Annotated in this window: 21 protein-coding genes; 5 read left to right on the top strand and 16 right to left on the bottom strand. The window is 62.1% G+C overall.

Annotated elements, in window-relative coordinates:
• Positions 1-111: 111 nt before the first annotated feature.
• The 15 genes from paaZ to paaF all read right to left on the bottom strand — a co-directional run bounded on the left by paaZ (position 112) and on the right by paaF (position 16,565).
• Positions 112-2,181: a phenylacetic acid degradation bifunctional protein PaaZ gene (gene paaZ / locus PSJE_RS24600; protein ID WP_090456860.1), complete on the bottom strand. Its 2,070-nt coding sequence runs from the start codon at positions 2,179-2,181 to the stop codon at positions 112-114.
• 57 nt (positions 2,182-2,238) lie between these two features.
• The gene (locus tag PSJE_RS24595; RefSeq protein ID WP_090456858.1) at positions 2,239-3,492 is read right to left on the bottom strand and encodes an OprD family porin; all 1,254 of its coding nucleotides are present in this window, start codon (positions 3,490-3,492) and stop codon (positions 2,239-2,241) included.
• Positions 3,493-3,526: 34 nt separating this feature from the next.
• Complete coding sequence (locus tag PSJE_RS24590) at positions 3,527-5,173, bottom strand: cation acetate symporter (protein ID WP_090456856.1); 1,647 nt, start codon at positions 5,171-5,173, stop codon at positions 3,527-3,529.
• Positions 5,170-5,478 (bottom strand): DUF485 domain-containing protein, encoded by a 309-nt coding sequence (locus tag PSJE_RS24585; protein WP_007978006.1) that lies wholly within the window; start codon positions 5,476-5,478, stop codon positions 5,170-5,172. Before PSJE_RS24585 ends, PSJE_RS24590 begins: the two co-directional genes overlap by 4 nt.
• A gap of 179 nt (positions 5,479-5,657) precedes the next feature.
• Positions 5,658-6,734 (bottom strand): 1,2-phenylacetyl-CoA epoxidase subunit PaaE, encoded by a 1,077-nt coding sequence (gene paaE, locus PSJE_RS24580; RefSeq protein WP_090456854.1) that lies wholly within the window; start codon positions 6,732-6,734, stop codon positions 5,658-5,660.
• A gap of 34 nt (positions 6,735-6,768) precedes the next feature.
• Entirely contained in the window at positions 6,769-7,302 is a 534-nt protein-coding gene (paaD, locus tag PSJE_RS24575) for a 1,2-phenylacetyl-CoA epoxidase subunit PaaD (RefSeq protein WP_090456852.1), read from the bottom strand.
• Positions 7,289-8,050: a 1,2-phenylacetyl-CoA epoxidase subunit PaaC gene (gene paaC / locus PSJE_RS24570; protein WP_090456851.1), complete on the bottom strand. Its 762-nt coding sequence runs from the start codon at positions 8,048-8,050 to the stop codon at positions 7,289-7,291. The genes paaD and paaC overlap by 14 nt, the downstream gene beginning before the upstream one ends.
• An 8-nt stretch (positions 8,051-8,058) precedes the next feature.
• Positions 8,059-8,340 carry a 1,2-phenylacetyl-CoA epoxidase subunit PaaB gene (gene paaB, locus PSJE_RS24565; RefSeq protein ID WP_007943393.1) on the bottom strand — a complete coding sequence of 94 codons (282 nt, stop codon included), beginning with the start codon at positions 8,338-8,340 and terminating at the stop codon, positions 8,059-8,061.
• A gap of 28 nt (positions 8,341-8,368) precedes the next feature.
• Positions 8,369-9,358: a 1,2-phenylacetyl-CoA epoxidase subunit PaaA gene (gene paaA / locus PSJE_RS24560; RefSeq protein WP_057713980.1), complete on the bottom strand. Its 990-nt coding sequence runs from the start codon at positions 9,356-9,358 to the stop codon at positions 8,369-8,371.
• Positions 9,359-10,365: 1,007 nt separating this feature from the next.
• Positions 10,366-11,691: a phenylacetate--CoA ligase PaaK gene (paaK, locus tag PSJE_RS24550; RefSeq protein ID WP_057713982.1), complete on the bottom strand. Its 1,326-nt coding sequence runs from the start codon at positions 11,689-11,691 to the stop codon at positions 10,366-10,368.
• 99 nt (positions 11,692-11,790) lie between these two features.
• A complete protein-coding gene (gene pcaF, locus PSJE_RS24545; RefSeq protein WP_090456849.1) occupies positions 11,791-13,002 on the bottom strand; it encodes a 3-oxoadipyl-CoA thiolase in 1,212 nt (403 codons plus the stop codon).
• Positions 12,995-13,444: a hydroxyphenylacetyl-CoA thioesterase PaaI gene (paaI, locus tag PSJE_RS24540; RefSeq protein ID WP_057713984.1), complete on the bottom strand. Its 450-nt coding sequence runs from the start codon at positions 13,442-13,444 to the stop codon at positions 12,995-12,997. The genes pcaF and paaI overlap by 8 nt, the downstream gene beginning before the upstream one ends.
• Positions 13,437-14,954 (bottom strand): 3-hydroxyacyl-CoA dehydrogenase PaaH, encoded by a 1,518-nt coding sequence (gene paaH / locus PSJE_RS24535; protein ID WP_090456847.1) that lies wholly within the window; start codon positions 14,952-14,954, stop codon positions 13,437-13,439. Before paaH ends, paaI begins: the two co-directional genes overlap by 8 nt.
• Before the next feature lie 3 nt (positions 14,955-14,957).
• A complete protein-coding gene (gene paaG, locus PSJE_RS24530; RefSeq protein ID WP_090456846.1) occupies positions 14,958-15,749 on the bottom strand; it encodes a 2-(1,2-epoxy-1,2-dihydrophenyl)acetyl-CoA isomerase PaaG in 792 nt (263 codons plus the stop codon).
• A 42-nt stretch (positions 15,750-15,791) separates the two neighbouring features.
• Entirely contained in the window at positions 15,792-16,565 is a 774-nt protein-coding gene (gene paaF / locus PSJE_RS24525; protein ID WP_090456844.1) for a 2,3-dehydroadipyl-CoA hydratase PaaF, read from the bottom strand.
• A 348-nt stretch (positions 16,566-16,913) separates the two neighbouring features.
• On the opposite strand from paaF, the gene paaY reads away from it, so the two are divergent.
• From paaY to feaR, 3 genes are all read left to right on the top strand, one after another.
• Positions 16,914-17,510, top strand: coding sequence for a phenylacetic acid degradation protein PaaY (gene paaY, locus PSJE_RS24520; protein WP_090456842.1), 597 nt, complete (start codon positions 16,914-16,916; stop codon positions 17,508-17,510).
• A gap of 176 nt (positions 17,511-17,686) precedes the next feature.
• Positions 17,687-18,610 (top strand): phenylacetic acid degradation operon negative regulatory protein PaaX, encoded by a 924-nt coding sequence (gene paaX, locus PSJE_RS24515; protein ID WP_007972019.1) that lies wholly within the window; start codon positions 17,687-17,689, stop codon positions 18,608-18,610.
• A gap of 101 nt (positions 18,611-18,711) precedes the next feature.
• Entirely contained in the window at positions 18,712-19,626 is a 915-nt protein-coding gene (gene feaR / locus PSJE_RS24510; RefSeq protein ID WP_090456840.1) for a transcriptional regulator FeaR, read from the top strand.
• Positions 19,627-19,757: 131 nt separating this feature from the next.
• Here the strand turns inward: feaR and tynA are convergent, their stop codons facing one another.
• A complete protein-coding gene (gene tynA / locus PSJE_RS24505; RefSeq protein WP_090456838.1) occupies positions 19,758-22,046 on the bottom strand; it encodes a primary-amine oxidase in 2,289 nt (762 codons plus the stop codon).
• A 233-nt stretch (positions 22,047-22,279) separates the two neighbouring features.
• Between tynA and PSJE_RS24500 the strand changes: the two genes are divergently transcribed.
• Together PSJE_RS24500 and PSJE_RS24495 are read left to right on the top strand one after the other, a co-directional pair.
• A complete protein-coding gene (locus tag PSJE_RS24500) occupies positions 22,280-22,780 on the top strand; it encodes a sigma-70 family RNA polymerase sigma factor (protein ID WP_057713991.1) in 501 nt (166 codons plus the stop codon).
• A gap of 40 nt (positions 22,781-22,820) precedes the next feature.
• Positions 22,821-23,804 (top strand): FecR family protein, encoded by a 984-nt coding sequence (locus PSJE_RS24495; protein ID WP_090456836.1) that lies wholly within the window; start codon positions 22,821-22,823, stop codon positions 23,802-23,804.
• Positions 23,805-23,880: the final 76 nt, after the last annotated feature.

Raw genomic sequence — 23,880 nt, 5'->3', positions numbered from 1 at the left:
CGGACTGTCAGGCACTATTGATGTTGACTGACACTCCCTCATCGCGAGCAAGCTCGCTCCCACAGGGGGTGGCGGTTGACCACGAGATCTGTGGTCAACCGGGGTTTCTGATCAATCCTCGCGTTTGACCACCAGGGTCAGAATGTCATAACTGGCCACCAGTTCACCCAGCTGGTTGGTCACTTCCACATCCCACGCCACCACCCCTTGCGGGATGCCCTGCGGGCTCTTCTTGCCCTGGTCGATCTTGCGTTTGCAGGTCAGGCGAGCCTGGATGGTGTCGCCGATGCCCACCGGGTTGATGAAGCGCAAGGTGTCCAGGCCATAGTTGGCCAGTACCGGCCCCGGAGCGGGGGAAACAAACAGCCCGGCCGCCGCTGAAAGCACGAAGTAACCGTGGGCGATGCGCTTGCCGAATTGCGATTCCTTGGCCGCGATCTCGTCGAAGTGCATGTAGAAGTGGTCGCCCGACAGGCAGCCGAAGTTCACCAGATCTGCTTCGGTGACGGTGCGGCGGTGGGTCAGCAGCGACTCGCCGATCTGCAGGTCCTGGAAATGGCGACGGAACGGATGCACGTCGGTTTCGATGACCTTGGCCCCGCGCACGTACTCACCGGTGACCGCTGCCAGCATGGTCGGCGAACCTTGTACCGCCGCGCGTTGCAGGTAGTGTTTCACCGCGCGCAGGCCGCCGAGTTCTTCACCGCCACCGGCACGCCCCGGGCCGCCGTGCTTGAGCTGTGGCAGCGGCGAGCCATGGCCGGTGGATTCGCCGGCAGAGTGGCGATCCAGTACCAGCAAGCGGCCGTGCCAGGCAGCAGCGACCGGGATGGCCTTGGCGGCGATTTGCGGATCCTTGGTCACCAGACTGGCCACCAGGCTGCCTTTGCCGCGGGCGGCCAGGGCCAATGCTTCGTCGAGATCGTCGTAGGCCATCAGCGTGCTGACCGGACCGAACGCTTCGATATCGTGGGCGCCGCCCTCGGCATGGGGGGCGCGGGCCTGCAACAGGGTCGGGGCGAAGAACGCGCCTTTGTCGACGTTTTCACCACGGGGTTCGAAACCGTCGCGAGCACCGAACAGCATGTCGCTGCTCTGCAACAGCGCTTCCAGACGCTCGGCCACGTCTTTCTGCTGGTCGTGAGACGCCAGTGCGCCCATGCGTACGCCTTCCACCGACGGGTCGCCGACCACCACTTTGGCCAGGCGATCACGCAGGCGCGTAGCTACGGCATCAATGTGCTTGGCCGGGACGATGGCGCGGCGGATGGCGGTGCATTTCTGCCCGGCCTTGGTGGTCATTTCCCGGGCGACTTCCTTGATGAACAGCTCGAACTCTTCGTCGTCCGGGGTTACGTCCGGGGCGAGGATCGCGCAGTTCAGGGAGTCGGCTTCGGCATTGAACGGCACCGAATTGCGGATCAGGTTCGGGTTGACCCGCAGCTTGGCTGCGGTGTCGGCGGAACCGGTGAAGGTCACCACGTCCTGGCCTTGCAGGCGGTCGAGCAGGTCGCCGGTGCCACCGATGATCAGTTGCAGGCTGCCCGCTGGCAACAGGCCGGATTCGTCCATCAGGCGCACCACGGCTTCGGTCAGGTAGCTGGTGGCGCTGGCCGGCTTGACGATGCACGGCATGCCGGCGAGGAAGCTCGGGGCGAACTTTTCCAGCATGCCCCAGATCGGGAAGTTGAACGCATTGATGTGCACCGCGACGCCACCGCGAGGCACCAGGATGTGGGTGCCAGCAAAGGTGCCCATTTTGCTCAACTGCAGCGCCGGGCCTTCGTGGACCACGTTGCCCGATGGCAGCTCGCGGGAGCCGAGGCTGGCGTAGGTGAACAGTGTGCTGTTGCCGCCTTCAATGTCGATCCAGCTGTCGGCGCGGGTCGCGCCGCTGTGGTGGGAAATCGCGTAGAGCTGTTCCTTGCGCTCGCTCAGGTACAGGGCCAGGGCCTTGAGACGCTGGGCGCGCTGCTGGAAGTCCAGCGCCATCAAGCCGCTGATGCCCTGGCGACGGCCGTGCTCGATGGCTTCGGCGAAGTCCGGACGCTCTTCGTGGGTGCGGGCGATTTCATGGCCGTCGATGGCGCTGCGCAGGACCTGCGCGCCGTGTTGGCCGATCCAGCGACCGGCGATGAAGCTTTGCAGGGTGGGGGCATGCAGTGCAGGTGAAGAGGACATCACGATTGCTCCTGGTTATGAAGGGTTGTGGCGCGGTGGCGGCCGCGCCTTTCGGAATTACCAAAGCGCCAGGGTGTAACCGACGATCAGCCGGTTCTCATCGAGGGCGGTAGTCAAGCCATTGCCGGAACGGAAGGTCACGTTGCGCCAGCGCAGGCTGACGTTCTTGAACACACCGCTCTGGACGACGTAGCTGATATCGGTGTCGCGCTCCCATTCGCGACCGTTGTCGACGGTGCCTGCCTTGACGTGGCGACCGTCGGTGTAGCGGGTCATGAAGGTCAGGCCGGGAATGCCTTGGGCCGCGAAGTCATAGTCGTAACGCAGTTGCCAGGAGTCCTCGTCGGCGCGGGTGAAGGTGTTGAACGTCACCAGGTTGACCACGTACGGATCGCCGCCGTTGAGGAACGGAAAGGCGCTGTCGCCGGACAATTGCTGGTAGGCGGCACTGACCTTGTGGGCACCGTGGGACACCGTGAACATGCCGTTGAAGTTGCGGTTGTCGATGCGCCCGGCCCGCTCGGCGCCGTCACCGCGGCTGTCGAAATAACGCAGGTCGCTGCGCAGGTTGAAGCCGTTGCCCAACGGTTGCGTATGCACCAGTCCGGCGAATTGCTGGCGATAGATCTGTTCCAGCTTGCCGTAGTAGTAGCTCACATTCAGTTGCGGGCTGAACGCGTAGGTGCCGCCGCCGAAGTCGAAGTGATCGCTGGTGGCGGCGGCGTAGCCGATGTCATCGTTGCTGGAGGAGTCCCGCAGGTTGGCCTTGGTCAGGCGTCCGGCATTCACCGTCAGGCCGTCGATTTCCTGGCTGGTCAGCAAGCCACCTTCAAATGTCGAACCCAACAGGCGTGTGTCGTTGTAAGTCGCTACTGGCAACAAGGGCTGCAGGGTGCCGAGTTTCAACACGCTTTTGGATACTTTCAATTTACCGGTCAGGCCCAGTTCGCTGTACTCGTCGTCGGGCTCATGGCTCTGCGGGCCAAACGGCAGCAGCCCGGTACCACGGCGGTCGGGACTGGAGTCGAGCTTGATCCCCAGCTCCCCCAGCGCGTCGAGACCGAAACCGAAGGTGCCGTCGGTGAATCCGGACTCGATGCGCGCAGTGAATCCCTGGGCCCATTCTTCGGCTTTGGATTGCGGCGCGTTGTCCTGACGGAAGTCGCGGTTGATGTAGTGGTTGCGCATATCAATGCGGGCCTTGCTGTCGCCGATGAAGTCGGCCATGGCGCTGGGGGCGATCATGGGCAGACTCAATGCGGCGGCCAGTGAAAACAGTGATTCACAAGACGTGGTACGTGCGGGTTTCATTATTTTTATTCCCTGCCAACTGATCGGTCGTCGTTTAGTGTTTGCTGGCGCCAGTGGCACCGATGCCGGTCATCGAGCGGATGAACTGCGCCAGATAACGGCCGCGCTCAAGGGCTGCACGGGGCGAGGTATCGGTGACGGAAAACAGCCATGCACTAAAGAACGCCAGGCTCATGGAAAACAGGGCCGGGTTGGAGTACGGGAACAGCGCCTTGTCGTGATGCATCACGTTGACCCACACCGCCGGGCTCAGCACCAGCAACACAATCGCCGAGACCAGTCCGGACAGGCTGCCAAGGACCGCGCCGCGGGTGGTCAGGCCTTTCCAGTACATCGAAAGGAACAGCACCGGGAAATTCACCGACGCGGCAATGGCCAGCACCAGACCCGAGAGGAAGGCAATGTTCTGCGATTCGAACAGCAGGCCGAGGATGATCGCCAGTACACCGATGCACAGGGTGGCGATTCGCGACACGCGCATTTCCTGTTGCTCGCTGGCCTGGCCTTTGCGCATCACGCAGGCATACAGGTCATGGGACACCGCCGAGGCGCCGGACAGCGCCAGCCCGGCAACCACCGCCAGGATGGTGGCGAAGGCGACCGCCGAGATGAAGCCGAGGAACAGGTTGCCGCCTACCGCGTGGGCCAGGTGCACCGCGACCATGTTGCCGCCGCCGATGATCGCGCCGCTGGCGTCACGAAACGCCGGATCGGTGCCGACCATGACGATGGCGCCGAAGCCGACGATGATCAGCAGCAAGTAGAAGTAGCCGATGAAACCGGTGGCGTAGAACACGCTTTTACGCGCTTCCTTGGCATCGCTGACGGTGAAGAAACGCATCAGGATGTGCGGCAGGCCGGCGGTGCCGAACATCATGCCCAGCCCCAGGGAGATCGCATCGATCGGGTTGGACAGCAAGCCGCCGGGGGCCATGATCGCGTTGCCCTTGGCGTGCACGGCGGTGGCACCGGCAAACATCGCCTCAGTGCTGAAGCCGAAGTGCTTGAGCACCATGAACGCCATGAAGCTGGTGCCGAACAGCAGCATCACCGCCTTGATGATCTGCACCCAGGTGGTAGCGAGCATGCCGCCGAAGGTCACGTAGAACACCATCAACACGCCGACCAGCATCACTGCATAGAGGTAGTCGATGCCGAACAACAGTTCGATCAGCTTGCCGGCGCCGACCATTTGCGCCACCAGGTACATCAGGGCCACGGTCAGGGTGCCGAAGGCCGAGGTCAGGCGCACCGGGGTTTGTTCCAGGCGATAGGACACCACGTCGGCAAAGGTGTATTTGCCCAGGTTGCGCAGGCGCTCGGCAATCAGGAACAGGATGATCGGCCAGCCGGCCAGCACGCCCAGGGCGTAGAGCAAACCGTCGTAGCCATTGAGGAACATCATCGCGGAGATGCCGAGGAACGAGGCTGCCGAGATCATGTCGCCGGCAATCGCCAGACCGTTCTGGAAACCGGTCATGCCGCCACCAGCGGTATAAAAATCGCTGGTGGAGCGGGTACGCAGTGCCGCCCAGCGTGTCACACCAAGGGTGAACAACACGAACACCAGGAACATGCCGATGGCGTTCCAGTTTAACGGTCGGGATGCGCTGTCGGCGGCCATCGCAACATCAGTGACAGCCGCCAGCGGCAGCAGGAACAGTGCAAAAAGGCGGTTCATCGGGCGCACTCCTGCTTGAGTTTTTCATTCAGCGGATCGATCACGTTGTTGGCGCGATAGACATAGAAACCGGTCAGCGCAAAGGCCAGCCCGACGATGACGACACCCACCAGCATGCCCACGGTGGTCACGCCGCCGCTCAGGGATTGGCCGAGGGTAGAAGGGGAGAAAGCCACCAGCAGCACGAAGCCGTAATAGATCACCAGCATGGCCAGGCTCAGTGACCAGTACAGCTTCTGTTTGCGACGAACCAGCTGGATGAAATCCGGGTGCTGGCGGATGAGTTCTATTTCCTGGGGTGTCATGACGCGCGCTCCTTTGTTGTTTTTGTTTTGGGTGAAACAGGTTTTGCATTACGGCCCGGTCCCTGTAGGAGCGAGCCTGCTCGCGATGGACCCGAGATCGCCGCGGGGTATCAGGCATCCAGCGTTATCGTTGACGACCATCGCGAGCAGGCTCGCTCCTACAGGGTTTTGCGGCGGTTTCAGAGCTGATCGAAATCCAGCACCACCTTGTCGCTGATCGGAAAGGCCTGGCACGACAGCACGTAGCCGGCGGCCACTTCGTAGTCTTCCAGGGCGTGGTTGCTGTCCATTTCCACTTCGCCCTCGATGACCTTGCACTTGCAGGTCGAGCACACGCCGGCCTTGCACGAGTAGGGCAGTTCGGCCCCTTGGGCGTTGCCCGCATCGAGAATGCTCTGGCTGTTGCGCGGCAGGTCGAACGCCAGGGCGCGGCCATCGCTGATGACGGTGATCTGGCTGACCGCTGAATCCACTTGGTGCGCCGCTTCACGGGCTTCGCGTTTTTGCTGGCTGCCGGCGGCGGCGAACAGTTCGAAGTGAATGCGCTCGGGCGCCATGCCCTTGGCCTTGAGGCTGTCGCGCACGGTCTCGGTCATTTCCTGCGGGCCGCAGATGAAGGCGGCGTCGAGGGCCTTGACGTCGAGCCAGCGGCTGAACAGCTGCTCGCATTTCTCGGCGTTGATCCGGCCGTTGTACAGGTCGACATCCTGCTGCTCGCGGCTGAACACGAAGATCAGGTTCAGGCGTTGCAGGTAGCGGTTTTTCAGGTCTTCGAGCTGTTCGCGGAACAGCGCACCGGAGCTGGAGCGGTTGCCGTACAACAGGGTGACGCGGCTGTGGGGCTCGGTTTCCAGGGTGGTCTTGATGATCGACAGGATCGGCGTGATGCCGCTGCCTGCCGCCACGGCCAGGTAGTTGCCATGGCGCGCCGGGTCGAGTTCGACGCAGAAATGCCCGGCGGGCGGCATCACTTCCAGGGTGTGCCCGGCTTTCAGCTGTTCGTTGGCAAATGCCGAGAAGCGTCCGCCGGTAACACGCTTGACGGCGATGCGCAGCTCACCGTCGTTGACCCCGGTGCAGATCGAGTACGAGCGGCGTACTTCTTCGCCGTCCAGTTGGGTGCGCATCACCAGGTGCTGGCCCTGGGTGAAGTGGAAGCTGTCCTGCAAGTGCTGCGGAATCTCGAAGGCGATGGACACCGCGTCACGGGTCTCGGCGCGCACGTCCTTGATGGTCAGGCTGTGAAATTTGCTCATTGTTGTTCTCCAGCTGGGACGGCCGATTCGCCGCTCAGATGCACTTGAAATAGTCGAACGGTTCCCGGCAATCGACGCAGCGGTACAGGGCCTTGCAGGCGGTGGAGCCGAACTCGCTGAGGACCTCGGTGTGGGCGCTGCCGCATTGCGGGCACACAACCTGCGGGTTCTCGCCGAGCAGGCTGCGCTTGCTGGTGCTGCCCTCGGGCGGCGCGATGCCGTAAGCGCGCAGGCGTTCGCGGCCGCTGTCGCTGATCCAGTCGGTGGTCCAGGCCGGGGTCAACTTGCGCTCCAATTGCGGCGCCTTGAATCCGGCGAGTTCCAGGGCTTCGCGGATGTCGCTTTCGATCACTTCGGTGGCCGGGCAACCGGAGTAGGTCGGCGTGACCACCACGTGAAGGTGACCGGCCTGCCAGTCGAGATCGCGGACGATGCCCAGGTCGACCACGCTGACCACTGGCACTTCCGGGTCCATGACCTCGCACAGGATCGCCCACGCGGCAGCCAGGTCGGTCGGTTGAGCCGGCCGGGCGCCGAGGTCGCTGGCGATCAGCTCACCAGGTTGCATCGGGGTACGCTCGTGGCAGGCACTGCATTTCGGCCAGCAGAATCCCTAAGTGTTCGGTGTGCAGGCCCTTGCGTGCATTCAGGTAGAAATAGCTCGGCGCCGCTGGAACGGGCAGGGTGGCGCTGCTGAAGATCTGCTCGACCTTTGTCTGCCACTGGGTGGCGACGCTGGCGATGTCCGGGGTGATGCCGGCGGCGCACAGACGCTGTTCGCTGTCATCGGCGGCGATCAGTTCCACGGTGAAGCGCCACACCTCGGGGATCGCCGCGAGCATGCGCTTGTGGCTTTCCTCGGTGCCGTCACCCAGACGCTCGACCCACTCGCCGGAGCGGCGCAGGTGATAAGTCACTTCCTTCACGGCTTTGGCGGCAATCCCGGCGATACGCTCGTCGCTGGACTGGCTCAGGCCCTGCAGCACCGGCAAATGCCAGGCGTCATAGAGGAACTGCTTGAGCATGGTTATCGCGAAGTCGCCGTTGGGTTGTTCCACCAGCAGCAGGTTGCGATAGGCGCGCTCGTCACGACGAAACGCCAGGTGATCGGCATCACGGCCGTCGTCCAGCAGTTCGGCGGCGTACTCCAGCCAGTTGCGCGCCTGGCCCACCAGGTCGAGGCCGACGTTCATCAGCGCCAGTTCTTCTTCCAGCGCCGGGGCCTTGCCGCACCATTGGCACAGGCGCTGGCCCTGGATCAGGGCGCTGTCGCCGAGGCGCAGCAGGTATTCGATCAGATCGGTCTTGTTATTCATGGTCGACCTCACATGTGCCCGACTTCGGCCGGCAGCTCGTAGAAGCTGGCGTGGCGGTAGACCTTGTCGTCCGACGGATCGAACAGCGGGTCTTTTTCATCCGGCGACGAAGCGGTGATCAACGCCGAAGGCACGACCCACAGGCTCACGCCTTCGCTGCGACGGGTGTAGAGCTCGCGCGCGTTTTCGATGGCCATGGTGGTGTCGGCGGCGTGCACGCTACCGACATGCTTGTGGTTCAGACCGTGCTTGCTGCGCACGAAGACTTCGAAGAGGGTCCACTCGGACATTTCAGTTACTCCACATCAGGTGGCCGGATCAGGCGGCGTTCTTGTTTTGTTTTTTGCGGGCGTGGGCGACGGCGGCTTCACGAACCCAGGCGCCGTCTTCAATCGCCTTGCGGCGGGTGGCGACGCGCTCCTGGTTGCACGGGCCGTTGCCCTTGAGCACTTCGTAGAATTCGTTCCACTGGATTTCGCCGAAGTCGTAGTGGCCGCGTTCGGCGTTCCACTTCAGGTCCGGGTCGGGGCAGGTGCAGCCCAATAGCTCAAGCTGCGGGATGGTCTGGTCGATGAAGCGCTGGCGCAGTTCGTCGTTGCTCTGGCGCTTGATTTTCCAGGCCATGGATTGCGCGCTGTTCGGCGAATGTTCATCGCTTGGGCCAAACATCATCAGCGACGGCCACCACAGGCGGTTGATCGCGTCCTGGACCATGTCTTTTTGCGCCTGGTTACCGTGGCGCATCATGGTCAGGAGGATTTCGTAGCCCTGGCGCTGGTGGAAACTCTCTTCCTTGCAGATGCGGATCATCGCCCGGGAATACGGGCCGTAGGAGGTGCGCTGCAGCACCACCTGGTTGACGATCGCCGCGCCATCCACCAGCCAGCCCACCGCGCCCATGTCGGCCCAGTTCAGCGTCGGGTAATTGAAGATGCTCGAGTACTTGGCCTTGCCGCTGTGCAGCTTGGCGATTTCTTCATCGCGGTCGGCGCCCAGGGTTTCCATGGCGCTGTACAGGTACAGACCGTGACCGGCTTCGTCCTGGATCTTGGCCATCAGTTGCAGTTTGCGTTTGAGGCTTGGCGCGCGGGTGACCCAGTTGCCTTCGGGCAGCATGCCGACGATTTCGGAGTGGGCGTGCTGGGAAATCTGCCGGATCAGGGTCTGGCGGTAGGCATCTGGCATCCAGTTCTTGGCTTCGATCTTGATTTCTGAATCGATTTTTTCCTGGAAGGCGCGTTCCTGTTCGGACATTTCCGAGAGGTCTTTTATGCGCTTGACGCCTGTTTCTACGAGCTGTGCGTACATTTTTGAGTTCCCGCCTTGAATCTGTTCTGGGGCATGGAGAACTTTATAAGCGATACAGAATTTAATATCAAACACAAAATGACGTGTCGTAATTGTTTTTTGTATCGCTTTGGGATGAATGGGGGGGAGGTCGGCGTACATATCCATTTCTTTGGTAACGGCCACTGGCGGTTTCGCCCTTACGGCGACTCACTTTTTTTTCAAACGCCAAAAAAAAGTAAGCAAAAAAAGGCTCGCCCCGAGCGTCCGGCCCCTCGCTAAGGCTCGGCGTTCCTTCGCTCCGGCATTCATCCGGGGGCATTGCCCTCCGGTTTGCTTCGCTGCACCTACATGCAATGTGTTCGACTGCGTCGAACGGCGCTGCGCGCCAATCCCCGGATGAATACCTCCACTCAGCCTCCCGAAGGGGCGGGTGGATCAAGATCAAGAGCTGCAGGCGAGCTAACGCTCGGCCTGATGAGTGGTGAAGAGCGTTTGTGTACGCCGATCTGCCTTTGCTCTTCTGTGGGAGCGAGCTTGCTCGCGATGGCGGCCTGACAGCCGACCTGGTTTTTGCAGATGTCCCCAACCCCTGTGGGAGCGGGCTTGCCCGCGAAGGCGGCCTGCCAGCCGACCGAAATCTTGCAGATGTACTCGATACCTGTGGGAGCGAGCTTGCTCGCGATAGCGACCTGGCAGTCGACGAGGTACATCACAGTCGAACGAACCCAGCAAACAGGCCGGCCGGCATGCCGAGCCTAAGCGAGGCACCGAATGTCAGGGGCAAGAGCCCTTGGTTACTTGGGGCCGGGCGGCGCTCCGCTTTTCCAAGTGACCCGCCGTAAGGGCGGAACCCTAAGCGGCCGTTACCGCAGCAATGGATATGTACACCCGTAAAAAACACGTCGCCTGATACAAAGCCATCGCGAGCAAGCTCGCTCCCACAGGAATAGTGATCGGCGCCAGAGTCGGTAAAGCCCCGGCAAAAAAAAGCCCCGCAAAAAGCGGGGCCATAAAGGGTGCAGCAGTCATGCTTTAGGACGTTTATCCACCACGTGGCAAGCCTTGCCCTCGGATCGCTTGATCGAATGGAACGGCTGTAAAACGATCCGCGAACTGATCCCGATGTACGTCTTGATATGCCGGCTCAATTCCCCGCAAACAGCCTTCTGCTGTTCATCGCCCAGGTGCTGGTGCTCAGCCTTGAGCTCGACATGCACATCAACGCTGTCCAGGTTGCCATTGCGATACAGATGAATCTCATAACACTCGGCAAGTTGTTTAACTTTTAAAACCTGCTCCTCGATCTGCGTCGGAAACACGTTAACGCCACGGATGATCAGCATGTCATCGCTGCGCCCGGTGATCTTGTCGATGCGCCGCATGGGACGCGCGGTGCCCGGCAGCAGGCGCGTCAGGTCGCGGGTGCGGTAGCGGATCATCGGCAGGGCTTCTTTGCTCAGGGAGGTGAACACCAGTTCGCCCATCTGCCCGTCCGGCAGTACTTCGCCGGTGACCGGGTCGATGATTTCCGGGTAGAAGTGGTCTTCCCAGATGGTCGGGCCGTCCTTGGTTTCGGCGCATTCCATGGCCACGCCCGGGCCCATGATTTCCGAGAGGCCGTAGATGTCCAGGGCGGTGATGCCCATGCGTGCTTCGATGGCGCTGCGCAGTTCGGCGGTCCACGGCTCGGCGCCGAAGATGCCCAGGCGCAGGGCCAGTTTGTGCGGGTCGATGCCCTGGCGCTCGATTTCATCGGCGATGTTGAGCATGTAGGACGGCGTGACCATGATGATGTCCGGCTGGAAATCCTTGATCAGCTGCACCTGTTTTTCGGTCTGGCCACCGGACATCGGGATCACCGTACAGCCCAGGCGTTCGGCGCCGTAGTGCGCGCCGAGGCCGCCGGTGAACAGGCCGTAGCCGTAGGAAATGTGCACTTTGTCGCCACGATGGCCACCAGCGGCGCGGATCGAGCGCGCAACCACGTTGGCCCAGGTGTCGATGTCGTTCTGGGTGTAGCCGACCACGGTCGGTTTGCCGGTGGTGCCGCTGGACGCGTGCAGGCGCACGATGTCGTGCATCGGCACGGCAAACATGCCGTAGGGGTAGTTGTCCCGCAGGTCGGACTTGGTGGTGAAAGGGAATTTCGCCAGGTCGTCCAAGGACTTGATGTCGTCCGGGTGCACGCCCAGCGCATCGAAGCGCTGACGGTACAGCGGCACGTTGTTGTAGGCGTGGTTCAGGCTCCAGCGCAGGCGCTCCAGCTGATGCTGGCGCAGCTCGTCGATGCTGGCGGTTTCCAGCGGGTCCAGCACAGGGTTCAGCACGGCTTGGGCAATTGGCATGTTCATGTGTTCACTCGAATTGTTTTTGTGTTCCAGCCCTTTTGCACAAGGGCTTTGAGTGCATGCCCCAAGGATACCTCTCGGCTCCTTGGGAATCGCGATTCTTTAGTGGGATAGACGCTCGATGATCAGCGCGATCCCCTGGCCGACACCGATGCACATGGTGCACAGGGCGTAGCGGCCATTGCGTTCTTCAAGCTCATGCAGGGCGGTGGTGACCAGGCGTGCGCCGCTCATGCCCAGCGGGTGGCCCAGGGCGATGGCACCGCCGTTGGGGTTGACCCGCGGATCGGTGTCGCTCAGGCCCAGTTCGCGCAGCACCGCCAGGCCCTGTGCGGCGAAGGCTTCGTTGAGCTCGATCACGTCCATGTCGGCCAGGCTCAGGTTGGCCACCTCCAGCACCTTGCGGGTGGCTGGCACCGGGCCGATGCCCATGATCCTTGGTTCAACGCCAGCCGTGGCCATGGCCACGACTCGGCCACGGGCGGTCAGGCCGTGGCGTTTGGCGGCTTCCGGGCTGGCCAGCAGCAGCGCGCAGGCACCGTCGTTGACCCCGGAAGCGTTGCCGGCGGTAATGCTGCCGCCTTCGCGGAACGGCGTGCCGAGTTTGGCAAGCTGCTCAAGGGTGGTATCGCCGCGTGGGTGTTCGTCGTGCTCAACCACCTTGGCCGGGCCTTTGCGCTGGGGGATTTCCACCGCGACGATTTCCCTGGCCAGGCGTCCGTTGGCCTGGGCGGCAGCGGCGCGTTGCTGGCTGCGCAAGGCGAAGGCGTCCTGGTCGGCCCGGGAGATGTTGAACTGTTCGGCGACGTTCTCTGCCGTTGCCGGCATGGAGTCGATGCCATAGGTCTTTTTCATCAGCGGATTGACGAAGCGCCAGCCGATGGTAGTGTCGAAGACCTCGGCTGCACGTGAAAACGCCTGCTCGGCCTTGCCCATCACCAATGGCGCGCGGGACATGGATTCAACGCCACCGACCAGCATCAGCCCGGTTTCGCCACTGCGAATGGCGCGGGCGGCGGTGCCGATGGCATCGAGCCCGGAACCGCACAGGCGATTGAGGGTGGTGCCCGGCACACTGACCGGCAATCCGGCCAGCAACGCAGACATGCGCGCGACGTTGCGGTTGTCTTCGCCGGCCTGGTTGGCGCAGCCGTAGATCACGTCGTCAACCGTGTTCCAGTCCACTTGCGGGTGGCGGCGCAGCAGCTCGCGCAGCGGCACCGCGCCGAGGTCGTCGGCGCGCACGCTGCTCAGGACACCGGCGTAACGGCCAATCGGGGTCCGGACTGCGTCGATGATCAGGGCGTCATTCATTCGGGTTCTCCTGCGTCAGCACCGGGCCGCGCACTTTGTAGGATTTGCCATGGAACAGGGCGATCAATTGGCCCTGCTGGTTTTCGATGCGCACGTCGTAGTTGCCGGTGCGACCCGAACGGCTCTGCTCGATGCAGTCGGCGTTCAGCGTGTCACCCAGGCGCGCCGGGGCGATGTAGTCGATGCTGCAACCGATGGCCACGGTGGCTTCGTTGTAACTGTTGCAGGCAAAGGCGAATGCCGAATCGGCGAGGGCGAACAGGTAGCCGCCGTGGCAGGTGCCGTGACCCTGGATCATGTCGGCCCGCACCGCCATGCCCACTCGCGCGCAACCGGGGCCGGCCGAGAGCAGGCGCATGCCCATGGCCTGGCTGGCGGCGTCGCGCTGGAACAGCGATTGCGCGCATTCACTGGCCAGGGTCATGGCTTCATGGTTAGTCATGGAATGTTCTCCCTTCGGCGACGCGACGGCGCAGCAGCAGCGACGGCCGGTAGCGTTCTTCGCCATAACTGGCTTGCAGGTTTTCCAGCGTTTCAAGAATGTGCGACAGGCCAATGGCATCGGCCCAGGCCAGCGGCCCCTGTGGATAATTGACCCCGGCGCGCATGGCCAGATCGATGTCGGCGGCCGAGGCCACGCCTTGCAGCAGGGCGTCGGCGGCTTCGTTGGCGAGCATGGCCACAGTGCGCAGGACGGCGAGGGCCGGGCTGTCGCTGAGCAGGCTGACCATGAGGCCGGCCCGTTGCAGCAGGGCAGCGCCTTGTTCGAGGGCCAGCGGATCAATGCCTGCCGCATGGCTGATAGCGATGCGTTTGGCGTTGCCGTAATCGAACGCCAGATCCAGCAGGATCAGGTTGCGCAGCCCGTCTTCCCGGGCACGCTGGCAGGCCATGCGGCCATCGCTCAGGGCCAGCACCGCGTCACCCACTCGCAGCAATCCGCGGCCGTCGCGCCGGATGACTTCGACACCTTGCTCGCTCAAGCGCGCCAGCAAACCCTGGGCAATGCCAAGGTCACCTTCGGCGATACAAGTCTCGACGCTCGCGCTGCTGCTGATTTCAGCTGCTTGCGGACGTTCGGCGCCTTGGGCGTAGCTGTAGAAACCCTGTCCGCTTTTACGTCCCAGACGCCCGCCATCCACCAGTTCTTTCTGGATCAGCGACGGCAGGAAGCGTGTGTCCTGGTAATAAGCGTCGAACACCGAGCAGGTCACGGCGTAGTTGACGTCATGGCCGATCAAGTCGGTCAGTTCGAACGCGCCCATGGCAAAGCCGCCGGCCTCGCGCATCAACGCATCCAGGGTTGGGCAGTCGGCCGCGCCTTCCTGCAGCATCCGCAGGCTTTCGGCATAGAACGGCCGGGCCACGCGGTTGACGATGAAGCCCGGTGTGGAGCGGGTGTGCACCGGTTTTTTGCCCCAGGCCCTGGCGGTGTCGTACAGGCACTCGGCGAGTGCCGGATCGCTGGCCAGGCCGCAGACGACTTCCACCAGCGCCATCACCGGTGCCGGGTTGAAGAAGTGCAGGCCGAGCAAGCGTTGTGGATGATCAAGCTGCGCGGCGATGCTGGTGATCGACAGCGACGAGGTGTTGCTGGCGAGGATGCAATGCTCGCCGCAGATGCCTTCGAGCTGGCGGAACAGTGCGCGTTTGACCTCAAGGTTCTCGACGATGGCTTCGATGATCAAATCGCAGTCGGCCAGGGTTTCGATGGCTTCTACCGCTTGCAGGCGTGCAATTGTCGCGTTGCGCGACTCGGCCGACAGCTTGCCGCTTTCGACCCGTTTGCCCAGCTGTCGGTCGATGCCTTCAATCGCTTGGGCGGCTGCGCCGGGACGATTGTCCAGCAGCAAGACCGGATGGCCGGCCTGGGCCGCCACCTGGGCGATACCGGCACCCATGGCCCCGGCGCCGATCACGGCGATGCGTGCAGATGTGTTCAATGCGGTCATGGCTCAGCGTCCCTTGAAAACTGGGGTGCGTTTTTCCATGAAGGCGCCGACGCCTTCGCGGTAGTCCTCGCTGCGCCCGGCCAGACGTTGCAGGTCTTTCTCCAGCTCGAGCTGTTCGTCAAAACTGTTGCTCATGCTGGCGTTCAGGCTGCGTTTGATCAGCGCCAGACCGTAGGTCGGTTGTGTGGCGAGGTGGCGGGCCAGCTTCAGGGCTTCATCGCGCAGTTCGGCGTCTTCCACACACTGGTAAATCAAGCCCCATTGCTCGGCTTGTTCGGCGCTAAGGCGGTTGCCCAGTAGTGCCAAAGCCTTGGCCCGGGCCATGCCCACAAGACGCGGCAGGGTCCAGGTGCCGCCTGAATCAGGGATCAGGCCAATCTTGCAGAACGCCTGGATGAAACTGGCCGAACGCGCCGCCAGTACCAGGTCACAGGCCAGCGGAATGTTGGCGCCAGCCCCGGCGGCCACGCCGTTGACCGCGCAGATCACCGGCAGCGGCAGGTCGCGCAACTGGCGGATCAGCGGGTTGTAGAACTTCTCGATGGACTCGCCCAGATCCGGTACGGCGCTGCCCGGCGCGACATTGCGGTCGCTCAGGTCCTGCCCGGCGCAGAAGCCGCGACCTTCACCGGTCAGCAGCAGCACGCGCACGTCCGGGTTCTGCCGCACTTGCTTGAGTGCTTCCTTCACTTCGCCATGCATCTGGGTGTTGAAGCTGTTGAGCTGGTCCGGCCGGTTGAGGCTGAGCAGGGCGACGCCGGCCTCGATGGAAAACAGGATGTGTTCGAAGTTCATGGTCTTGGCGCTCTCTCGGAGGTCATTCGAATTCGTTGCGGATTACTGGCCGGTGAAGGTCGGCGAGCGCTTTTCCTGAAAGGCCGCAATGCCCTCGTCGCGGTCGCGGGTGCCGGCCAGCACGGTGAAGGCGTGACGCTCGAAACGCAGGCCGCTGGCCAGGTCCGTGTCCATGGCCTTGAGCAGCGCTTCCTTGGCCAGGCGCACCGCCAGTGGCGCCTTGGCCGCAATGCTGCGAGCGATGTGCAGGGCGCGATCGACGGTAAATTCCGGCTGGGTCACTTCGCTGACCAGACCGACGCGCTGGGCCTGACGGGCGTCGATCGGCTCGCCCGTCAGCACCATTTGCATGGCCATGGATTTGCCGACGGCGCGCAGCAGACGTTGGGTACCACCGGCGCCGGGCATGATCCCTAGGTTGATTTCCGGCTGGCCGAAGCGGGCGTCTTCGCCGGCAATAATGATGTCGGCGTGCATCGCCAGTTCGCAGCCGCCGCCGAGGGCGAAGCCATTGACCGCGGCGATCAGCGGTTTGCTGAAGCGGGTGATGGCTTGCCACGAGGCCTGGCGCGGGTCGTCGAGGATGCCGACCAGATTGCGTTCGGCCATTTCCTTGATGTCGGCACCGGCGGCGAAGGCTTTGCGGCTGCCGGTGAGCACCAAGGCACGGGTGTCGGGGTCGGCTTGCGCGATGTTCAGTTCAGCGGCCAGTTCGCCCAGCAACTCGGTGGTCAGGGCGTTCAGGGCTTGCGGGCGCTGCAGGGTAATCAGGCGGACGCCAGGCTCGATCAATTCGACGGCAAGGGTCAGAGGCATGGCGGATGCTCTCACGGTGCACGCTCGGCGGGGTGCCGGCTCGTTATTGGATCGGCCGCAGGGGCCGGTTTTGCCCAAGTATAGCTATAACGTGATACGCAAATGCAATACGAAAATTGATTTAATGTGTCTTATTGGTGTGCGTTTAGATTTTTCATCTTCCCGCTGAAGGGGTGCTGATGGCGGGTTTTGCCTAGAAAACATTGGGTTTTATGGTGATTTTGGAGGCATGCTGGCATTCGTCGGAAAGGTGTATTTCAAGTGATACGGTTTTTAGTCTTTGTGCTGTTAAAAGTGATGTGATACAAAATGAGTCATTATTTGCATCGCTTTGTGAAGGAAGCTTCCATGACCTGCTACAGCCTTGATGGCCTGACTCCGGTGGTTGATCCGAGCGCTTATGTGCATCCGTCCGCCGTATTGATCGGTGACGTGATCATCGGCCCCCATTGCTATGTCGGCCCGCTGGCCAGCCTGCGCGGGGATTTCGGGCGGATCGTGCTGGAGGAGGGCGCCAACCTGCAGGACACCTGCGTGATGCACGGTTTCCCTGACAGCGACACCGTGGTCGAGCGCAATGGCCACATCGGCCACGGTGCGGTGCTGCACGGTTGCCGGATTGGCGCCGATGCGCTGGTGGGCATGAATGCGGTGGTGATGGACAACGCCCGGATCGGTCCGCGTTCGTTCGTTTCGGCGGCGGCATTCGTCAAGGCCGGCTTCGAATGCCCGGAGCAGTCGCTGGTCATGGGTGCACCGGCCAGCGTCAAGCGCAGCCTCAGCGATCAGGACGTGGCGTGGAAGCAGGCGGGCACACGTGAGTATCAGGAGTTGGCCAAGCGTTGCCTTACGCAGATGCAGGTCTGCGAACCGTTGAGCGAGCCGGAGCCGGATCGCCCGCGTATCAGTGACAGGGGGTTGCGGCCCAAGGGCAGTTCCCGGTGAATACAAATCCCTTTGTAGGAGCGAGCTTGCTCGCGATGGACGTCAACGATGACGCGGGCTGTCTGAATGCCCGTGTTGTCCGGACGTTTTTCGCGAGCAGGCTCGCTCCTACAGGTGGATGCGATTAACAGGCAGAGTTTCGGTATATTCCTTTTCTTTTTTTACACGGAACGCCCATGTCGTCCCTGACTCCCTTGAACCATCTGATTACCCGCTTTCAGGAGCAGACGCCGATCCGCGCCAGTTCCTTGATCATCACGTTGTACGGGGATGCCATCGAACCCCATGGCGGCACCGTCTGGCTGGGCAGCCTGATTCAATTGCTCGAGCCCATCGGCATCAACGAGCGTCTGATTCGCACCTCGATTTTTCGCCTGACCAAGGAAGGCTGGCTGACCGCCGAGAAGGTCGGTCGCCGCAGTTACTACAGCCTGACCGGCACCGGTCGCCGGCGTTTCGACAAGGCCTTCAAGCGGGTCTACAGCACCACGATGCCGGCCTGGGATGGTTCCTGGTGCCTGGTGATGCTCTCGCAGCTGACCCAGGACAAACGCAAACAGGTGCGTGAAGAACTGGAGTGGCAAGGTTTCGGCGCGATTTCGCCGGTGGTGTTGGCCTGTCCGCGCAGCGACCGTTCCGACGTCAATGCGACCCTGCTCGACCTCGGCGCGCAGGAAGACACCATTGTCTTCGAAACCACCGCCCAGGACGTACTGGCCTCCAAGGCCCTGCGTCTGCAGGTGCGCGAGAGCTGGAACATCGAGGAGCTGGCCGCGCACTACAGCGAGTTCATCCAGCTGTTCCGGCCGCTGTGGCAAGCCCTGCGCGAGCAGGAAAACCTGCAACCGGCCGACTGCTTCCTGGCGCGGGTGCTGCTGATTCACGAGTACCGCAAGCTGCTGCTGCGCGACCCGCAACTACCGGACGAGTTGCTGCCCGGCGATTGGGAAGGCCGCGCCGCCCGCCAGTTGTGCCGCAACATTTACCGTTTGATCTACGCCAAGGCCGAAGAATGGCTGAACGCTGCACTGGAAACGGCCGACGGCCCGTTGCCGGATGTGGGTGAAAGCTTCTATCGGCGTTTTGGCGGACTGAAATAGCACGTCATTGTTCAGGGAGTGGTGCGGTTCAGGAGACTCGAAGCATCCGATGTCGTGTGGATTGACGTAGACAATAAAAATAAGCCTGCGTGAGGCCTGACATGATTTCCACAACAGCACAGCGCCATGATGGGTTCGACCAGTGGATCCATCAGATCAACCAGATCTGTGGCGCCTTCAACGCACAACCCCTGGGCAGCGAGTTTGCCGGGCGCATCCGCGAATACCAGAGCGATGCGCTCAAACTCAGTTTCGTCGACGTGTGCCAGGCGCGTTTGTACCGTACGCCCCAGGAAGTCGCGGCGGGCGAGGGCGGCAAGTATTTTGCGGTGTTCCAACTCGACGGCACGGCGGGCATGGCCCAAGGCGACGACAAGGTCTTGCTGTCCCCCGGCGACATCACGCTAATCGATGCTTCGCGGCCCAGCGACTTCACTTATGGCGAAAACTCTCGGCAGTTGTCGCTGATCCTGCCCCATCAACTGGTCGAGCAAACCCTGCGTTTCAATCAGGTCAAGTGCGGCCACCGGATTGCCGCAACCTCGCCCATCGCGATGCTGTCGCACCGACTGATCCTCGATGCCACCCGCCAGCAGCACCTGACCCGGCAGGAAAGCGAAGCGACCCTGGAGGCGATTGTCAGTCTGCTGCGCCCGGCGATCAGCCAGGCCGACGATTGCACCGATGCCCATGAGCGGATCTTTCGCAAGACGCTCACCTGCATCGACGAAAACATTCGCTCCGAAGACCTGTGCCCGGAATGGCTGGCGCGGGAAGTCGGCATATCGACCCGAGGCCTGTACCGGATGTTTGCCAAGAAAGGCCTGGTGGTGGCGCGCTACATCAAGAACCGCCGCCTGGACCTGTGCGCCGAATCCCTGCGTCAATCGGGCAAGGAGGAGAAGTTGTCGGTGCTGGGGTATTCGTGGGGGTTTTCCGATTCGAGCTACTTCTCGACAGCGTTCAAGTCGCGCTTCGGCATTGCGCCGGGGGAGTATCGCAAGCGGCATGCTTGATATTTTGCCTGTACCTGTAGGAGCGAGCTTGCTCGCGAAAAACGTCAGGACAACGCGGGTATTCAGACAGCCCGCGTCATCGTTGACGTCCATCGCGAGCGGGCTCGCTCCTACAGGTTTTTGCGTGTGCCTTATTTCGGTGCGTTGAGGTTCAGGGTCGGCGTTTCATCGAAGAAATTCCACGGCTTGAGCAGCACGTGCACCCACTCGGTCGGCATGATCGGCCACTCTTCGGCGCGGGCGATGTGGGTGGTGCCGGTGGTCAGCCAGACCACATCGTCGGTGTTCTCGATGGAGTGGTTGTCCTGGGTGAACTGCCCCAGGCCCGAGTCCTTGTCCGAGCGGTTCGGGTATTTGCCTTCCGGGTACTTTTCCTCCGGGTTGTATTGCGTCACCCATAGCTGCTTGTCCATGAAACTCAGGCGGTGGTAGAGCCATTCGTCCTTGCCGAAGTTGGCGCCTTTGGCCACCGGGTGCGTGCCGCCGGCGTACGGGATCAATTGATAGGAAACCGGGTTGCCGACCTTGTTCTCCTTGCTGAAGTTGGTCAGCAGGCGCACGGTCGACGGGTCGAACTTCTGCGCCGCTTGCTGCTCGTTTCCGACCACTTTGGTCTCGGTCTGCATGGTGCTGGTGCGCGGGCCGCCACGGTCGTTCGGCAGCACCACCGGGTTCACTTCCACCAGTGAGTTCTGCTCGCCGTCCACGTCCATATCGAGACGGAAGTTGTAGATGTGCTGGTGTGTGGTGCCGACGATGTTGTGGTCCAGCAGGGTGCCGTAGCGGGTGTCTTCCCTGGCGGTGTCTTCGTGCATGGTTTTCGATTTCACGCCCTTGACCGCTTCGATACCGGTGGCGCCGGCGTCGATGCCGATGGTGCCGTTCTGCTGGAAGACCCAGTCGAAGATGTAGTCGTAGTTGCCCACGGTGCTGATCCAGCGCACCACCAGCTCACGGCGCTCGGTGCTGAGGTTGGGCTGGCCCATTTCCTGGTGTTTGTATTCGGGGCCGGCGTAGCGTTCGAACACCGCCATGGCGCGCGGGATTGCGGTCGGTGCGCCGGTGTAGTCGGCGATGGTGGCGTCCAGCAGCACGGCGTTTTGCGGGGCGTCTTTGCCACGGGCAATCGGCGAGGTCAGGGTGCCCATGCCGTAGTCGCCGGAGTCGAGGTAGGCCTTGAAGTACCAACCGACGTCCGGGTCGCCGTAAGGCACGATCATGCCGCCCAGCGAGCCTTCGTACATGATCTTGCGTTTCTTGCCCTTGTCGTCGTAGGTGACGGTGGACAGGATCGGCCCGACCCGCGAATCGAGGCGAACATGGAAGTCCCAGTTCTGCCAGTGAATGCTGTTGCCGCTGATGGTGTAGTTCTTGCCCTCGGGCTCGATGATTTCCAGCGGTTTGACTGCGACGCCCTGGCGTCCGCGACCGTCATACGGCGTCGGTTTCATCGGCACCGGAATGAGTGCTTCGTCTTCGATCTTGATCAGCTTCTTCTGTTCCAGGTCGACAATCGCCACCAGGCCTTCAATCGGGTGCGCCCAGTAGTTGCCGTCACCGGTGTTGAGGTAGCTGACGATTTTCAGCAGGCGCTTGTCCTGCGCCAGGCCGTCCTTGCCGTCGAAGAAACCGACAGTCAGCGGCGTGGCCACAACCTTTTTCACATCGTTGATGCCGCGCTTGGCCAGGGCCTGGGCGTATTCCGGGCTGGTTTCCACAGCCGTCTGCACCGTTGCGAAATCGTCCAGCAGCACCATGCCGTGGGCGCCTTCGATTGGCTTCCAGGACTTGAGTTCTTTTGTGTCGAGGTCGACCAGGGCTTCGATCACGTGCTTGCCGTCGAGCACCACGATTGAGGCCTCACGCGGCTGGGCGACGTTTTGCCCGGTGAGGACGAAGTTCCACACCTGATCCTTCGGCGGTTCCTTGACCGAGACTTCGGTGAAGCGGAAGCCAGGTTTGTAGTTTTCCGATTTCTTGACGATGTCCACTGCCGTGGTGATTTCGGCTGCGCTCAGGGGGTTGAGCGGGTTGGGGCGGGTCTCGACGACGAAGGTCTTGTCCAGCCCGGACTGGAACACCTGGTTGATAAACTCCTTGGACATGAACGCCGTATGGTCCTTGAACACCACCGGCACCGTCAGCTCGATACGCTTGCCGTTGAGCATCGCCACTTTGCTGTCGGGCTTGACCTTGAGGTAGACCCCGTCCTTGGCAATGGTGAACAGGTTGGCGTAATCGTCCCATTTCACCGTGGCGCCAAATTCCTCAAGACCCGCTTGCAGCGGCACCATTTCGGCGTGACCGCCGTGGGCCTGGGCATTACCCGCCCAGAACGGCAGGCCGAGGGTGCTCAGGGTGATGGCCAGGGCGAGGCGGGCCAGCGGTGTTCTCTTGGGCGATGCTTTGGGGCTGAGCATGTGTGAATTCCTGGGTGAAAGCCGGGTACGGGCATTTCTGCACTTTGTTACAACCAGTCAATGGCTGCATTTGAATGCCTGCCAGATTTCTTTGGTTCCGTGCCGCAATTGAGCTTTCCTGACGAAATGCACAATGGCAAGGGGATAAAGTGCCCTGTGTGGCGGACGCAAACCATTGCTTCAAGTTAATAGGAAGCATTACTATTCACGCCCCGTCTCCACAGCACACCGCAATGACCCTCAAGCTGCCCCGCAGACACGGCTTTTTCGAGCATTACGAAGAGTTGGTTGGCACCTGGACCCGTCGCCTGAGGAATCGTCAGCAGGCCGAGGATCTGGCCCACGATACCTTCGTGCGGGTGCTTGAGTCCGATTCGGCGGTGGTGCAGCAGCCCCGGGCGTATTTGCACCAGACCGCGCGCAACATTGCCGTGGATGGTTATCGGCGTGAGGACCGGCGGGGCGCCATGGAGTCAGAGGCGATCGATCTCAGTGAGTCGCCGACCGGCGACCCGGAGCATTTCATGCACGCGATCCAGCTGGCTGATTCCATCGAACGGGCGCTCACCGAGCTGCCGGTCAACTGCCGCAAGGTGTTTGTCTGGCAGAAAATCGAGGGCCTGACCCAGGCCGAAATCGCCGAACGCCTGGGGCTGTCCAAGAACATGGTGGAAAAGTATATGATCCGCACGCTTCGGCATCTGCGCGATCGCCTGGACGGGTTGCAGTCATGACCGGCCGCGCCTTCTCCTCCCCAGCCAAACAGGAACTTCCATGATGGATACTCGTGATTGTGCGTGCGGGCAAACAGCGGTTCGCGATGACGCGGCGCAGTGGTTTGTGCGTTTGCAGGAGCCTGTTGCCGATGTCGAAGTGCGGCGTCAGTTTCAACTCTGGCTGGAGCAGCACCCCCAGCACCGCAACGAATTCGAAGTGCTCCAGGGCTTGTGGAGCGCCGCCGACCTGCTACCGGCGGCGCGCTTGCGGGCCCTGTGTGAAACCCCGCCAACCCTGAAAAAACGTCGTCCCGTGCTGCGTTACGCGGTGGCTGCCAGCGTGTTGGCGGTAGCGCTCGGCCTGGGTTTGTTCAGCGGCCTGAATCATCCGGCGCCTTACACCGCCGAGTTTTCAACGGCCCTGAATGAGCGACGCCAAGTGGCGTTGCCCGATGGCTCGGTGGTCGATCTGGACAGCCGCAGCCGGATTCAGGTGCGCTTTGAAAAGGATCGCCGCAACGTTGAGCTGACCGAAGGCGAAGCGATGTTCAGCGTCGAGCATGACACTGGCCGGCCTTTCGTGGTCGCGGCGGGCAGCGGCAAGGTCACGGTTACCGGCACCCGATTCGACGTACGTCATGGCGCCAGCGAATCCCGGGTGGTGGTGGAGCAGGGCAGCGTCAAGGTTCAAGGTCGCGACGCCGCCGATAACGATTTCATCAATCTGACGGCAGGCCTTGGCACCCACGTCGATGCCCAGGGCAAAGTTGTCGCCGCCTATGCCGTCAACCCGGCGGAAATGACCGCCTGGCGCAACGGCAAACTGGTGTTCAACAATGCCAGCCTGGCCGATGTCGCCGAGCAGGTCTCGCGCTATCGCGAGAAGCCACTCAAGGTCGCCAGTGCAGCGGTGGGCGATCTGCGCCTGACCAGCGTGTTCAAATCCGACAACACCGACGCGCTGCTCAAGGCCTTGCCGAGCATCCTCCCCGTGGCCGTGCGCACCCTTGGCGATGGCAGTCAGGAAATAATTTCAAAATAAAATTCAGGTTTTTTTCGAGTTCATCGTCTTCCTGTTCAACTGCAACTGGTTTGCATTAACAAACGCACACTCTTGC

Source organism: Pseudomonas jessenii, assembly GCF_002236115.1.
GTDB lineage: Bacteria > Pseudomonadota > Gammaproteobacteria > Pseudomonadales > Pseudomonadaceae > Aquipseudomonas > Aquipseudomonas jessenii.
This window is presented reverse-complemented; position numbering and strand designations above follow the sequence as displayed.

Bases quoted from the DNA above. Each gene is read 5' to 3' on its own strand.
- paaZ (WP_090456860.1), bottom strand. From the start codon at position 2,181: ATGTCCTCTTCACCTGCACTGCATGCCCCCACCCTGCAAAGCTTCATC.
- PSJE_RS24595 (WP_090456858.1), bottom strand. From the start codon at position 3,492: ATGAAACCCGCACGTACCACGTCTTGTGAATCACTGTTTTCACTGGCC.
- PSJE_RS24590 (WP_090456856.1), bottom strand. From the start codon at position 5,173: ATGAACCGCCTTTTTGCACTGTTCCTGCTGCCGCTGGCGGCTGTCACT.
- PSJE_RS24585 (WP_007978006.1), bottom strand. From the start codon at position 5,478: ATGACACCCCAGGAAATAGAACTCATCCGCCAGCACCCGGATTTCATC.
- paaE (WP_090456854.1), bottom strand. From the start codon at position 6,734: ATGAGCAAATTTCACAGCCTGACCATCAAGGACGTGCGCGCCGAGACC.
- paaD (WP_090456852.1), bottom strand. From the start codon at position 7,302: ATGCAACCTGGTGAGCTGATCGCCAGCGACCTCGGCGCCCGGCCGGCT.
- paaC (WP_090456851.1), bottom strand. From the start codon at position 8,050: ATGAATAACAAGACCGATCTGATCGAATACCTGCTGCGCCTCGGCGAC.
- paaB (WP_007943393.1), bottom strand. From the start codon at position 8,340: ATGTCCGAGTGGACCCTCTTCGAAGTCTTCGTGCGCAGCAAGCACGGT.
- paaA (WP_057713980.1), bottom strand. From the start codon at position 9,358: ATGTACGCACAGCTCGTAGAAACAGGCGTCAAGCGCATAAAAGACCTC.
- paaK (WP_057713982.1), bottom strand. From the start codon at position 11,691: ATGAACATGCCAATTGCCCAAGCCGTGCTGAACCCTGTGCTGGACCCG.
- pcaF (WP_090456849.1), bottom strand. From the start codon at position 13,002: ATGAATGACGCCCTGATCATCGACGCAGTCCGGACCCCGATTGGCCGT.
- paaI (WP_057713984.1), bottom strand. From the start codon at position 13,444: ATGACTAACCATGAAGCCATGACCCTGGCCAGTGAATGCGCGCAATCG.
- paaH (WP_090456847.1), bottom strand. From the start codon at position 14,954: ATGACCGCATTGAACACATCTGCACGCATCGCCGTGATCGGCGCCGGG.
- paaG (WP_090456846.1), bottom strand. From the start codon at position 15,749: ATGAACTTCGAACACATCCTGTTTTCCATCGAGGCCGGCGTCGCCCTG.
- paaF (WP_090456844.1), bottom strand. From the start codon at position 16,565: ATGCCTCTGACCCTTGCCGTCGAATTGATCGAGCCTGGCGTCCGCCTG.
- paaY (WP_090456842.1), top strand. From the start codon at position 16,914: ATGACCTGCTACAGCCTTGATGGCCTGACTCCGGTGGTTGATCCGAGC.
- paaX (WP_007972019.1), top strand. From the start codon at position 17,687: ATGTCGTCCCTGACTCCCTTGAACCATCTGATTACCCGCTTTCAGGAG.
- feaR (WP_090456840.1), top strand. From the start codon at position 18,712: ATGATTTCCACAACAGCACAGCGCCATGATGGGTTCGACCAGTGGATC.
- tynA (WP_090456838.1), bottom strand. From the start codon at position 22,046: ATGCTCAGCCCCAAAGCATCGCCCAAGAGAACACCGCTGGCCCGCCTC.
- PSJE_RS24500 (WP_057713991.1), top strand. From the start codon at position 22,280: ATGACCCTCAAGCTGCCCCGCAGACACGGCTTTTTCGAGCATTACGAA.
- PSJE_RS24495 (WP_090456836.1), top strand. From the start codon at position 22,821: ATGATGGATACTCGTGATTGTGCGTGCGGGCAAACAGCGGTTCGCGAT.